Below are 13,266 nucleotides of genomic sequence, written 5' to 3'. Positions count from 1 at the left end.
TCTTCAAGAAGTCCTGCTCCATGCCGAACTCTTCCTGTATCGCGACTCCCGTCCAGCTCTCTCTTGCCTCGCTCGTCCTGGCATTGTGTGCGGCTTCCTCCGTCGAAGCCGCCACGCTGCGGGGAACCGTTCAGTCGGGAGAAGGGCGACGTTCAACGCCGCTGTCCGAGGTGGCGGTCACCCTCTATGAGGCGACGACTGGCGCGCCGACAGTTGTCGGCGAAGCAACCACGGACAGGTCAGGAAAATTCACGATCTCGACCCCATCGAAAACGTCATCCAGCATCTTCTTCGTGACCGCAGACGTCGGCGACGGCGCCCTGCTCGTGACAATTCTCGGCCCCGACCTCCCCTCCAGGGCGACGGTCAACGAACTCACCACCGTCGCTGCCAGCTATTCCATGGCCCAGTTCTACCGGACGGGCGTGATCTCGGGAAATTCATTCGGACTGCGGATCGCGGCCGGGATGAGCAACAACATCGCCTCCCCCGAGACGGGCGAGTCGTCCAGGGTCCTGCAGAAGTCGCCCAATGCCGATGAAACGAATTCGCTGCGTCTGACCCGCTCGCTCGGCAACCTGATGGCGGCGTGCGTCTCCTATTCCCTTGTCCGTTCGACCTTCTTTGGACTGACGACGCCCGAAGGCGGTACGGCCCCTGAAAATACCGCCGTCGCGTTGGCCAATCTCGCGCGCGATCCCGGAAAGAACGTCGAGTTGATCTTCGCGCTCACACTCATCGACAGTTCCTATTACTCAGGGCTCTTCGGCATGCCCGACGCGTGGACTGTCGCCGTGAAGGTCAACGACTCCGGCAGCAACCGGTACATGTTCGGCGGCCCGGCCGCCATCGCCTTCGACACTGATGGCAACGCCTGGATCGCCAACAACGTCGTCCAGGGAGGCACTCAGTCCGCGAAGCACGTCATGGTCCTGAAGCCCAACGGCGAGCCGTCCGACGGGAAGAGCAATACTCCGAAGTCGCCTCTCAGCGGTGGCGGCATTCTGGGAGTCGGCCTGGGAGTGACCATCGATCCCTTCGGAAGCGCCTGGTTCAGCAACTTCGGATGGGGCGGCGACAATCCCACCGAGGAGGGAAATGGCAGCGTCTCGCAGTTCCTGACGACGGGGAAAGCCGTCTCGCCGAAAGACGCATATCAGGGCGGCCCCGTTCGGGGTCAGGGCATCCAGTCCGACGACCAGGGAAACATCTGGATCTCGAGCCTCGGCAATGACAGCGTGTTCGTCTTCCCGGGCGGTGATCCCTGCCAGTCGAGCGGTGTCGAACTCTATCCCGGAAGTCAGCCCTTCGGCATGGCGATCGCGCCCGATGGCAGCGCCTGGGTCACCGCCAGCGGAGGCATCCTCGGCGAGCACCCCAGCGCCGTGGGCAAGTTCCACTTGAACGGCGAGGGCGAGGCTGAGCTCGATTTCATTCATTTCGTCGGGAATGCCTTGAAGGCGATCATCGTCGATTCCGCCGGAAACGCCTGGTTCTCGTCGCAGGGGGACAGCACGGTGTATGCCTACAGCCCTGATGGCACGCAGATCGGTGCGTTCAGCGGCGACGGGGGCGTGTTCCATCCCTGGGGCATCACCGTCGACGGCGAGGACAACATCTGGGTCGCCAACTTCGGCCCGTTGGAACTCGACAGCAACTTCACGCAGGGACGCGTTTCCAGGTTGTGCGGCGCCAATCCCGCAGGCTGGCCTCCCGGAAAGACCCTCGGCGACCCTCTCTCGCCCGACACCGGCTACACCCTCCCCTCCGCGGGCAGCGAAGTGCTGCTGGCCAATGGCACGCCGCTCTACGGCAAGAACTCGGAACCGAGCTATGCACCGCTCATGCGCCAGACCGGCCTGTCGATCGACCAGGCCGGGAACGTCTGGACCTGCAACAACTGGAAGCCGCGTTTCCGCACCGACATCACCTCCAATCCGGGCGGCGACGGCATCGTGATCTTCGTGGGACTTGCCCCACCGCCGGCGAAACTGCGCTGAAATCCCAGCGCTCATCGCTAGAACTCTCAAAGCGACTTCATCCCGGAATCGCGGTGATCGGTGGCAGTCCCCCCGATCACCGCGTACCGTGGGTCTCCTCATCACGCGGAGACCGAAGAAGTGCCCATCGCTCCCGAGAGAGTCGCAACTGGTTGGCGGAATGCCCCGGTTTCCATCCTGCTTCTGGTCGCAGGTTTCGGCATTCTCGGACCGAATCGCTCATTTTCAGCGGATGCCGCCACGGCGTCGCAGAACAAACCCGCCGCCGCCCCGCCACTCCCGGCGGCTGAACTCGTCGTTCGCGGCAGCGTCGAACAGATTCACGTCATCCACTCCCGGCCCGGATCGTCGGTGACCGTCCTTGGTCCGCAGGGAGAAATGCTTTCGGCCTCCACGGACCGACTGGGCGGACTCATCGTTCGCAACATGGTGCCGGGAGACGGTTATCGGGTCGAGGTCGAAGGGGTCGATGCTCCATTCCCGGTGTGGGTTCTGCGCCGGGACGAGCACCCGGCCCCGAACTTCTACAGGGCCCAGAAACTCGAGCCGACGCAGGGCTATCTCACCGTCCGCGACGGCACGTTGCTCTGCTACCGCGTCGTCCTCCCCGATCCAGAGATTCATGGCGCCGGCCCTTACGATCTGCTGATCACCTACTCGGGCTATCAACCTGGCCTCAAGACGCCCGACGTCCACCAGAACCAGCCCTTCGAGAAGTTCTCTGCGCTGGGCTATGCCGTCGCCGGCGTCAACATGCGCGGCAGCGGCTGCTCGGGAGGGGCCTTCGATCTCATGGAGCCGCTCACCTGGCTGGACGGCTACGACGTCATCGAAACGTTCGCGGCCCAGCCCTGGGTCGATGACGTCGCGCTCGGCGACCAGTCCTGGCCGGGTCTGACTCAGCTGTATGTCGCGGCCACGCAGCCCCCCTCGCTCGATGCGATCGTCGCCGGCTCGGTCGTTGGAGACTTCTATCGCGACGTCTTCTATCCGGGCGGAATTCCAAACACGGGGTTCGGCCTCCTCTGGCCGGGCGGCCGCGACATTGAGAACGCATGGCCGACGAAGCGGAAGGAAGTGAACGCCCTCGTCCAGCACGACCCGATCGCCGCGCTGAACCAGGCTCTTCGCGGGCAGAACGTCAATACGGTCGAAACGGTCAGGTCTCATCCGTTTCACGGCGACTATTGGCAAAGCCGGTCCGCCGAGGAGCTTGTCGGCCGCATCACGGTTCCGACGCTCCAGATTGTTTCGTGGCAGGATGCGCAGTGCGGCGGTCGACCCGCCGCACTGTTCGAGCGGTTCCCGAAGTCGACGCCCGTCCGCCTCGTCGGAGTGAATGGCTTCCACCAGTATTGGTCAGGGGCGGTCTGGGAGGAGATCGTCGAGTTTCTCGACGTCTATCTCGACGACGAACACCCCGAAAAAATCGCCCGATACGAATCGAAGGACCGCTTCGTCGCTCTGCTGGAATCGGATGCAAAGGGAAACGTCCGCGGCCGGTTCACGCAACCTCGCTTCGTTTCGTCAGGAGATGGCCAGCACTTCGAACTCGGCGTCGATCTCTCGGCCGACGACGCCGACCAGCCGGACCGTGCCAGTACATTTCACTACGACGTCAGGCCAGGGAGTTGGACCGCCCCCTCCCAGGATCGATCGACGTTCACCTCCGCCGCGCTGACGCGACAGACAGTGATGGCCGGCCCAGGCTCCGTCGATCTCGAGATCGCCATCGCGGCGGATGATGTCGACCTGCAGGCGACGCTCTCCGAAGTGCGCCCCGATGGCCAGGAAATGCTGATCCAGAGCGGGTGGCTTCGCGCCAGCCATCGTCTGCTCAATGAGAAGGCGTCAACGCCGCTTCGGCCGCACCATCTGCACACCGCCGAAGCGGTCCGTAAGGTCGCTCCCGGCGAACCCACGAAGCTGCGGATCGAACTCTTCCCGTTCGCGCATGTCTTCCGACCCGGATCTCGCATCCGCCTGACGATTTCCGGACCGGGCGGCGGGAGCAACGCGTGGCCGTGGGGCTTTCAGACGCTCCCGGGCGGGTTCGACGTGCGAATCCTCCACGATGGAAAAGAACACGGCAGTTCGGTCGTTCTGCCGGTCGTTGAGCCAAACAACGCCGAAATCCCATCCTCGCTCCCCGAGGCCGACAAGGTGTGGCTCCAGCCGAGTCGAGTGGTGGACGGCGGCTGACGCGAACTCAAATTGGTCCGGCGAGCGGCCGGCGTCAGCCGGCTGTACGACCTCGATCAGCCCGGTTTCTCAGAACGATCGCGCGCCTCCATTTCGGAGACCCACGCTGCCAACACGGGAAGAAGCCGGGCCGACTGGTCTTCACACTGGATTGGAACCGCCGGTAAACTTCCCGCAGGTCGAAAGGGACGGCACGGGCTGGTCGCTTCCGCGACCGATGCCGCTCCCCGGACGCCCGGAGTTCGTAGAGGGCTCGGCAATGTTCAAGGACGGCTTGGGGGATCATGGCGCGCCGGACAGCGAAGAGCTGCCGACCGTTCCACCGATCCAGATCGAGAAGGACCCGGACATCAACTGTTCGTCGTTGATCGTCCTCCTGGTGTTTGCTGTCGCCTCCGTCGCCTGGTGCATCGCCATGGTCGCCAGCAGTCGTTCGACCGGCAGCTCAGGGCCAGGAAGCGTGGACATGTCCCACGCCCACCCGTCCAACTATCCGCGCAACCGGTAACCGGTTCTCATCGCTCTCCGATCACTCCTCGAGTTGAGCAGCGACTTTGAAGAGGATCGATTGCAGGTCGGCGTGAGACTGACGTGCCGCGCGCAACCGCATCTCCTGCCCGAGTTCGAGATAGTAACCCTGCTCGTGGCCAAAGGAGTGGTATTCACGTTCCGCATGAAGCGCCTCGGCCACCTGCTCGTCGGTCTCAATCCACTCAGCAAGCGCTCGCACGGCGCCCCCGGCGACTTCGGACTCGCCGGTCCTCAGCGCCGCGAGGAGCAATCCGCTGGCGGCCAACCACGGAAAGTCTGTCGGAACGCGCTCAATCGCATACGTCAGAAACCCGGCCAACGCCCGGTGTTCGCTTCCACCGAGGTCCATCTCACAGCGCAGGCCTTGAGCGAGTGACGTCTCGTCCAAATCTCCAAGCTCAATCTCCGTCGCGAGCAGGGCCGCGCAGGCAAAGCCCCGCATGCGCTGACCTTCGAGGCCGCTCCGTCCCGGTTTCCACGACAGGTCAGTCGGGTCGGAATATCGAATGAGTTCCAGCACCTCGCCGGGCACCCACTCAAATCGTTCCGGCAGTCGACCATGATCCCGGATGGGCCGCAGAGCCGCCTGATGCTCGTCAGCCCGATCGCCGTAGTCCCCCTCTGCGATTTCACGCAGCATTGAATCGTCGATCGTAGGCCGGATGACCTCCAGCCATCCCAGGCGATTCGGCGGAAAGGTCTCGATCACGATCGGCGGAAGCATCGCGGACTCAGGCCTGCGTCCACGGCTTGCGGTACGGCCGATCCGTCATGGCCTGCGCCTCCGTGTCGCCGATCACCTGCTCGGTCCTCGGATCCCACTGGATGCCGCGGCCGAGCCGGCAGACGATGCTTCCCAGGTGGCACACCGTGGCCGAACGGTGACCGATCTCGACGTCACAGATCGGCTTCTCCCGGCTCTTGATGCAGTCGAGCCAGTTCCGGTGGTGGTTGCTGCTATCGTAGAGCTTCACCGTCACCTCGGAATTGAGGATCTCCGGCTCGGCCACCAGCTCGCCGCGCGTGACGTAGATCTTCCCCTTGTCGCCGATGAACGTGCAGCCGGTCGGAATGTCTTTCTGCTGCTGGCCGGCGATCACTTTCACGCCATTCGCATATGTGTGGGTAATGCGGAACGTCTCGGTGACCTCGTGCAGCTTCTCGGGATGGAACGTCGCCGTCCCGTCGGTCGCGATCGGACCGCTGTTATCCATGTCGAGCGCCCACTGCGCAATGTCCAGATGGTGCGCGCCGAAGTTCGTCATCTGCCCGCCGGAGTAATCCCACCAGAAGCGGAAGTGGTAGTGGACCCGCTTCTCGTTATAGCGCCGGTAAGGCGCGGGCCCGAGCCACATCTCGTAGTCGAGCGTCGCCGGCGGATCCGAATCGGGACCGAGCGCGCCGGGATGATTCGGCCTGGGAATGCCCGCCAGCACCGTCTGCAACTTGCCGATAGCGCCGCTGCGAACCAGTTCGCAGGCCTGTCGAAACTCTTTGGCCGAACGCTGCTGCGACCCGGTCTGGACGACCCGCCCGTATTTCCGGGCCGCGTCCACCATGCGCCGGCCGTCGCGAATGGTCAGTGACAGCGGCTTCTCGCAGTACACATCCTTCCCGGCGGCACAGGCGTCAATCGTCATCCGGGCATGCCACTGGTCGGGAACCGTGATGACCACCGCGTCGACGTCTTTCCGCTCGAGCAGCTTCCGGTAATCGCCGAACGGAACTGCCTCGTGCCCCTGCTTCTTCAGGTTGTCGACGGCGGCGCCGGCACGGGTCGAATCGACCTCGCAGACCGCCGTGACCGCGATCTCCTGTTTCAGGAAGTCCTTGACGTTGTTGTTCCCCTGGTTGCCCACTCCGATAAACGCGACGGAAACTCGCTCGTTGGCCCCGAAGACCGATCGCGGCAGAATCAGCGGTGCGGCAAACGTCGTCGAGGCGGCCGCGGACAGCTTGAGGAAGTTGCGGCGGGAGGAGCGAAGCGGGGACGTCATGGAAGGCCTTCGGTGGGGATCGCCACAGGCAGGGGGAACTGCACAGGGTGGACGATCCATTCTGAAGCCGGACGCTGCCCCCCGCAATCATCGAACCTCACGGTCCTTCGAGGAAAGTGTCCCGCTCTCGCCGCGCGCAACCTCCCACGTCATGGTGGAGGAACAATGACCGCGATCACTCTCAACCTGCCACACGCCGAACCCACACAGTCGGGGCGTCCGATTCGACCGATCCTGGCTCTGCTGCCAGCGTTCCAGAATCACCAGGGAGGAACAGGCATGAAACACGGCCCTCCCCCTGGCCCCGTTCTTCTTGCCCGGTTGCCACCGACGACGCGCCCGATTCCCCCTCTCGCAACGGAAATGCCGATTGCCGATTCCAGAATGCCCCGAGGCGTGAAAAGTGCCCCTGTTCGACTGCTTGATTCCCGTCTGGCGCACGGTCAGAATGCCTGTTCTATGGGGGCTTCCCAGCCCGCCAGAGCACTCCCCAACACGTCCCAACACGTCGTCCGGCCCGGCGAATCCCTGTCCCGCCGCGCCCATTCACCGCTTCGCTTCAGCCGTCCAAAGTCAGAAGGTCACGAATGAATATTCTGCCAGGCAATACGGTCGGGATTGATCTTGGAACGACGTACTCGACGATCGCCCAGCTGAATACGGACGGAGTCCCTGTCGCGCTGCAGAACTCGGAACAACGGACGATCACGCCGTCCGTCGTGCTCCTGGGCGAAGACGGAAAAGTCATCGTCGGCCCCAGCCCCGAGCGGATGGCGATCGAGAATCCCAAGAACATCATCGAGGCGATCAAGCGCCAGATGGGCAACAAGGACTTCTTTGTTGTCTACCAGGGAAAGCGGCTCACGCCGGAATTCATCTCCGCCCTGATCCTGAAGAAACTGAAGCAGGACGCAGAAGCGGCGCTGAAGGCCACCGGGGGTGGAGTCGCCGGCGACGGCACCGTCGTCAACGCGGTCATCACCGTCCCCTATTACTTCAACGACGTGCGCCGGAAGGCGACCCAGGACGCCGGCAAGATCGCCGGCCTGAACGTCATCGACATCATCAACGAGCCGACCGCTGCGACGCTCGCCTACGCCTGGTCCAAGGGAGAACTGGGCCGCAAGGACCTCGCCTCCAAGGAAAAGACCATCATGGTCTACGACCTCGGCGGCGGCACGTTCGACGCCACCGTCGTCCGCTACACGCCGACCAACTTCCGCGTCCTCGCAACGGACGGCGACGTCATGCTGGGCGGCCTCGACTGGACCCGACGCGTCGTCGACCACGTGGCCGAGCAGTTCCAGCGCAAGCACAAGGAAGACCCGCGTGAAGATCCGGAATCGCTGATGATGCTCACGCTCGACTGCGAGCAGGCCAAGCGCGATCTCTCGGGCAAGTCGCAGACGCCGATCAACATCTCCTACCACGGCAAGAACCTGACCGTCTCCATCTCGCGCCAGGATTTCGAACGGATCACGGGCGACCTGATGCAGCGGACCCGCGATACCGCGGAACTCGTCATGCAGCAGGCCGGAGTCGACAAGGGCGAACTCGACGCCGTCGTCCTCGTCGGGGGATCGACCTACATGCCGGTCGTGGAAACGATGCTCACGGAAGTCACTGGCGTCGCGCCGACCCGCGATGTGAGCCCCGAAGAAGCCGTGGCCCAGGGCGCTGCGATTCACGCAGCCATCCTCGAAGCCCGTCAGACCGGCGGAGATTCGCGCCTGGCCCAGGCCGTCATCAGCCGCCTCCGCTCCGTGGCGACCACCGACGTCAACTCCCACTCGCTGGGGATCAAGATCACCGATCCGGCCAACAAGACGCGCAAGATCAACCACATCATGATCCCCAAGAACACGGCGGTGCCGCACAAGGTGACGCAGAAGTTCGTCACCAACTCGGCCAACCAGACGCGCGTGCACCTGTGCGTCCTCGAAGGGGACGCCAGCGATCCCGACGCCTGCACCACGATCGGCGATTTCCGCATCACCGGTCTCCCGGCCAACCTGCCGGCAGGATCGCCCGTCGAAGTGACCTATGCGTATGACAAGAACGGACGCATCGAAGTCAGCGGCCGCGAATTGACGGGCAAGACGGAAGCCAGCATTGAGATCGATCGTGCCGCCGGCCTGACAAACGACAATGTCGACGCCTTCGAATCGCTGGCGACCGAGTACCAGGTCGAATAGTCGTCGCCTGACGGACCAATCGTCCTCGCACCCCGGCCGCTTTCACGCGGCCGGGGTGCTTTACGTTTGGCCTCGCTGCAATTTGCAATAAACTCCATAGCTCAGGTCGCATGTCACGTTTGCCCCGCGAGCACCGCACCGATGGACTTCTACAAGGAATGGCTCGGCATCCCCGAAGGCCAGCGTCCGCCCGACCACTATGAGCTCCTGCGCATCAAGCGGTTTGAAGACGACCTGGACAAGATCCGGGCCCATTACAAGAAGCTCAACACCCACGTCCGTAAGTACGCCACCGGCCAGTACTCGATGCAGTCGCAGGACATGCTGAACGAGATGGCGAAGGCCATGCTCTGCCTGACCGACATCGAGCGGAAACGCGACTACGACGAGGGAATGGGCCGCGAGTTCCCACCCGAACGCGACGAGTTCGGCCGGCAGCCGCTCCTCGACGTCCTCATTCGCCAGGGGAACATCGAACGCTCGCAGAAATCGGAGATCGAGGAGTTTGCCGATCGCCGCGGCCTGTCCCATCGCGACGCCGTCGTCCAGATGAAGCTTGTGGACGCCGAAATGGCCGCCAAGGCCCTGGCCCAGCAGCTGGGCTACTCCTACATCGACCTGGAAGACGTCCTTCCCGAGGACTCGGCGCTCGACCTCGTCCCTCGATCACTCGTTAAGCAGTATTCGTTCATCCCGCTGTTTGTCGACGACGACCGGCTGATGATCGCCACGATCGACGAAATCGAACACGAGCTCGAGGAAGAACTGCGGCTGCGCTACGGCGTGCCGGTGCGGCCCGTCATCGCGGTCCCCCGGGCAATCAACCAGGGGATCGCGAAGTACTACGCTCCTGGCATGCGGGACGAAGTCGAAGCGCCCGCGCCGCAGCCGAAGGCCAAGAGCGGGAAGAAGGCGGAAAAAGGGGACACCAAGGCCCGGGACGGAAAGAAGCCAGACAAGTCGGCCGCGAAGAAGGGGGGAAAGCCCGCAGAGCTGTCGGACGAAGAAAAGCAGAGCCGAAAGCAGATGGGCATTCTGATGATGTGTGTGAGCATTATGATTCCCTGCTTCACACACGTCCTCCTGAACAGCATGGGGACGCTCCGGGTCACTCAGCCCTGGGTGACGAAATTCTGGCTCGTCACCCTGCTCACAGCCCCTCCCACGATCGGCTACGTGCTTCTCAGCTACTGGAAGCCGCTCAAGAATAAGTGATTTGAGCAGATCGACATCGGAAAACACCGCGGGCGTCGCGAAGCGATGTCCGCGGTGTTTTCGTTGACGCCAGCCGCCACTCGACACCTGGTCCCACGACCCGCGCCCCCGGAGAGGTCCGAAAGAAATCCAGGAATCTCCATTGCCGACTCCCCGCGCCAATTGTATTAATTGATTAATACAAGCAAGCACAGTGGTGGACTCGTGCAACTCCACATTTCCTCCGCCGACGGCGTGCCGATCTATCTGCAGATCGTCAACCAGGTCAAATACCTGGTCGCGGCGGGACGGCTCTCCCCCGGCGAAGAAATGCCGGCAATCCGCGTACTGGCCGAGCAGTTGCTCGTGAACCCGAACACCGTCGCCCGGGCCTATCGAGAACTCGAAGCCGCCGGCCTCGTCGAAAAACGCCGCACTGCCGGCACCTATGTCTCCGACCAGGGCTCGCCGCTGGCCCGAAAGGAACGCCTGCGGATTCTCACCGGGCGCATCGATGCGCTTCTCGCGGAGGCCGCCCAGATGAACGTCCCCGTCGAGGAAGTGCTCAAGCTCATCCAGCAGCGTCTATCAGCCCTCGAATCGTCCCGTCCCCAGGAGTAACTCATGTCCGATTCATTTCCGTCGGCGGCTCCTCCCATCGTCGAACTGCACCGCATCACTCGCCATTTCGGTCGGAAGGTGGCGCTCGACGATGTCTCTCTGACGATCCCCAGGGGCGGGGTCTTCGGGCTCATCGGCGGCAACGGGGCCGGCAAGACGACCCTGATCAAGCATGTCCTCGGATTATTCAAGGCCCAGTCGGGAACGGTCCGCGTATTCGGGCTCGACCCGATCGAGAACGCTGTCGGCGTCCTGGGTCGCATCGGATACCTCTCGGAGGAGCGGGACCTCCCGGACTGGATGCGGGTCTCGGAACTGATCAGGTACACGCAGGCGTTCTATCCCGCCTGGGACCCGCGGTATGCCGAAGAACTGCGAGAGGCGTTCGACCTCGATCCCCTCACGAAGGTAAGGAATCTCTCGCGCGGCCAGCGCGCGCGGGCCGGCCTGCTCGTCGCCCTCGCGCATCGCCCGGATCTTCTCGTCCTTGATGAACCGTCCTCGGGACTCGACCCGGTTGTCCGCCGCGACATCCTCGGCGCCATCATCCGGACGATCGCCGAGGAAGGGAGGACCGTGCTGTTTTCTTCCCACCTGCTCGATGAAGTCGAGCGCGTCGCTGACCGCGTCGCCATGATCCACCAGGGACGGATCCTGATGTCCGCCTCGATGGACGAAATTCACGACACACACCGCCGCGTGACGCTCCGCTTCGAAGGGCCTCTTCCGGCAGCTCCCAGCCTCGTCGGCTCACTGTCGGCCTCCGGCCAGGGGGCCGAGTGGACGTATCTCTGCGGAGGCGAAAGCCTGCAGCTCCGACGCGCAGCAGAGGCGCTCGGGGCGAAAGTCGTCGATGAAGCCGCGCTGTCTCTCGACGAAGTCTTCCTGAACCGCGTCTCCCGCTGATCGGCAGCTCCTCTTCCATCCGTCTCCGTCTGGTTGACCGACCATGCGAACGATCCCCACCACCCTTGCCTGGGAATTTCTGAATCGCGGCCGCTGGTGGCTCCCCGCCTCGATGCTCGCCGCCATCCTGCTCCCGCTATTGCTGTTCGGTGAAATGCACAGGCGCGGCGCATTCCAGCCATCCGAGCCGTCATTGATCATGGTCCAGTCGATCATGATGCAGATTGGGATGCTGATGGTCGGCGCAGCGGTGTTTGCGGCGCTCGGACCGTATGCCCGGCTGTTTGCCCGTCCAATCAGCACTCCCGGCATCGTTCTCCTTCAGTTGCTGCCCGCCGGGCTGATCAGCGCGGCCATGTGGGGGGCCTGCACGCTCATCTTGAATACGCTCCTCCCGCTCGACTGGCCCCTTCTTGGCCCTGCTCTGTTCCTCGCGGTGATACTGCCCGCCGTCGTCGCCACTTACTGGTACACGGACAAATCGTTCTGGCTGATTCCGTCTCTCGCATTCGTGGGCGTCGTCCTCGGCATCTGGTTCCGGTCGCACCTCGGGATGGTGTTTCGCCCGCCGACGCACTTCTGGAGGGAGGTCACAGTCGGGGACTTCCTGTTCCTTTTGTGTATCGCCAATCTGTCGGGCTTCGTGGCCGTGTCCGGCATTGCACGGCAGCGGCGACAGGAGCCCTTGCCAGCCCTGCACCTTGAACGCCGTCTGGAATGGCTGCTGGATCAGGCCCATTCAGGCTCGGCGCCATTTCAGTCTGCGGAGCGGGCCATGGTTTGGGCCGAACGGCGTCGCAGAGGCTGGATCCTGCCCGCCCTCAGTTTCGCCAGTATGCTCGTCGCATTCTCGCTATGGCTCGTCTTCGATCGGAATCCCGTGACGCTCCTCCGGCTCGCGACGGGCAGCGGCGTCACCGTCGCCGTGACGGCAGGGCTGATCTCCGCATTCGGATGCCGCCTCGGCCCAACCGAAGCGAACTGGTCCATCGGCCCATTTCTCGGGACCCGGCCCATCACCTCGTCAACCCTGGCACGCTGCATGATCGCCGTGCAACTCCGCAGCGTGGCGATCGCGACTGCATTGTGGCTGGCCGCTTTCCTCGCGGCCTACGCCATCAATGAACCGTACGATCGGCTCCAGCAGCCGACCTGGTTGATCATCACGCTCATCGTTTGCCCCTGGATCAGTACGGCAGTCGGAGCCACGATCGCTCTGACGGGACGGGCCCAGGTTTTTGGGGCGGTCATCGTCGCTGCCTTAGTTGCGGTTTTCAGTTTCGGGATCACTGTTCAGCTCGCGGCGCCGCGCGACCTGCGACAGCAGATTCTCAGCGTTGGGTTTCTCGGAACGGTCTACCTGTTGTCCTCTGCAACGATCCTGGGGACGATCCTGGCCTTTGTAGTGGCCAAACGCCGGGCGATGATCAGCTCGAAAACAGTGATGATGGCGATCTCCGTCGCTGTCCTTCTCGCCGCCATCGGAGCCTGGGGCCTGCTTCAGAATTCGCCGCCCGTGGCCGTCGGTTTTCTTGTTGCGGCCGCGGTGGCCCTCGCGGTCTCGCCGTGGGCAACATCCCCACTGGCGATCGCCTGGAATCGTTCACGATAGGACCGGCC

Annotated in this window: 10 protein-coding genes; 8 read left to right on the top strand and 2 right to left on the bottom strand. The window is 63.5% G+C overall.

Features of this window, described 5'->3' with window-relative positions; all coding sequences use genetic code 11:
- Positions 1-20 precede the first annotated feature (20 nt).
- The 3 genes from Pan44_RS13425 (at position 21) to Pan44_RS13415 (ending at position 4,710) form a co-directional block, all read left to right on the top strand.
- Positions 21-2,000 carry a Vgb family protein gene (locus Pan44_RS13425; protein ID WP_145030554.1) on the top strand — a complete coding sequence of 660 codons (1,980 nt, stop codon included), beginning with the start codon at positions 21-23 and terminating at the stop codon, positions 1,998-2,000.
- A 120-nt stretch (positions 2,001-2,120) separates the two neighbouring features.
- Complete coding sequence (locus tag Pan44_RS13420; RefSeq protein WP_145030553.1) at positions 2,121-4,202, top strand: CocE/NonD family hydrolase; 2,082 nt, start codon at positions 2,121-2,123, stop codon at positions 4,200-4,202.
- Between the two features lie 151 nt (positions 4,203-4,353).
- Entirely contained in the window at positions 4,354-4,710 is a 357-nt protein-coding gene (locus Pan44_RS13415) for a hypothetical protein (RefSeq protein WP_145030552.1), read from the top strand.
- Between the two features lie 21 nt (positions 4,711-4,731).
- Here the strand turns inward: Pan44_RS13415 and Pan44_RS13410 are convergent, their stop codons facing one another.
- Positions 4,732-5,457, bottom strand: coding sequence for a hypothetical protein (locus Pan44_RS13410; protein ID WP_145030551.1), 726 nt, complete (start codon positions 5,455-5,457; stop codon positions 4,732-4,734).
- A gap of 7 nt (positions 5,458-5,464) precedes the next feature.
- Positions 5,465-6,730, bottom strand: a complete 1,266-nt coding sequence (locus tag Pan44_RS13405; RefSeq protein ID WP_145030550.1) for a Gfo/Idh/MocA family protein — start codon at positions 6,728-6,730, stop codon at positions 5,465-5,467.
- 587 nt (positions 6,731-7,317) lie between these two features.
- On the opposite strand from Pan44_RS13405, the gene Pan44_RS13400 reads away from it, so the two are divergent.
- From Pan44_RS13400 to Pan44_RS13380, 5 genes are all read left to right on the top strand, one after another.
- The gene (locus Pan44_RS13400; protein WP_145030549.1) at positions 7,318-8,925 is read left to right on the top strand and encodes an Hsp70 family protein; all 1,608 of its coding nucleotides are present in this window, start codon (positions 7,318-7,320) and stop codon (positions 8,923-8,925) included.
- A 141-nt stretch (positions 8,926-9,066) separates the two neighbouring features.
- Positions 9,067-10,140, top strand: coding sequence for a GspE/PulE/PilB domain-containing protein (locus tag Pan44_RS13395; protein WP_145030548.1), 1,074 nt, complete (start codon positions 9,067-9,069; stop codon positions 10,138-10,140).
- Between the two features lie 204 nt (positions 10,141-10,344).
- Entirely contained in the window at positions 10,345-10,740 is a 396-nt protein-coding gene (locus Pan44_RS13390) for a GntR family transcriptional regulator (RefSeq protein WP_145030547.1), read from the top strand.
- A gap of 3 nt (positions 10,741-10,743) precedes the next feature.
- Positions 10,744-11,646: an ABC transporter ATP-binding protein gene (locus Pan44_RS13385; RefSeq protein WP_145030546.1), complete on the top strand. Its 903-nt coding sequence runs from the start codon at positions 10,744-10,746 to the stop codon at positions 11,644-11,646.
- Between the two features lie 43 nt (positions 11,647-11,689).
- Complete coding sequence (locus Pan44_RS13380) at positions 11,690-13,258, top strand: hypothetical protein (RefSeq protein WP_145030545.1); 1,569 nt, start codon at positions 11,690-11,692, stop codon at positions 13,256-13,258.
- Positions 13,259-13,266: the final 8 nt, after the last annotated feature.

Source organism: Caulifigura coniformis (assembly GCF_007745175.1).
GTDB lineage: Bacteria > Planctomycetota > Planctomycetia > Planctomycetales > Planctomycetaceae > Caulifigura > Caulifigura coniformis.
This window is presented reverse-complemented; position numbering and strand designations above follow the sequence as displayed.

What these genes read in the sequence shown, in the direction of transcription:
- Pan44_RS13425 (WP_145030554.1), top strand. Translation starts at nt 21, where the DNA reads ATGCCGAACTCTTCCTGTATCGCGACTCCCGTCCAGCTCTCTCTTGCC.
- Pan44_RS13410 (WP_145030551.1), bottom strand. Translation starts at nt 5,457, where the DNA reads ATGCTTCCGCCGATCGTGATCGAGACCTTTCCGCCGAATCGCCTGGGA.
- Pan44_RS13405 (WP_145030550.1), bottom strand. Translation starts at nt 6,730, where the DNA reads ATGACGTCCCCGCTTCGCTCCTCCCGCCGCAACTTCCTCAAGCTGTCC.
- Pan44_RS13400 (WP_145030549.1), top strand. Translation starts at nt 7,318, where the DNA reads ATGAATATTCTGCCAGGCAATACGGTCGGGATTGATCTTGGAACGACG.
- Pan44_RS13395 (WP_145030548.1), top strand. Translation starts at nt 9,067, where the DNA reads ATGGACTTCTACAAGGAATGGCTCGGCATCCCCGAAGGCCAGCGTCCG.
- Pan44_RS13385 (WP_145030546.1), top strand. Translation starts at nt 10,744, where the DNA reads ATGTCCGATTCATTTCCGTCGGCGGCTCCTCCCATCGTCGAACTGCAC.
- Pan44_RS13380 (WP_145030545.1), top strand. Translation starts at nt 11,690, where the DNA reads ATGCGAACGATCCCCACCACCCTTGCCTGGGAATTTCTGAATCGCGGC.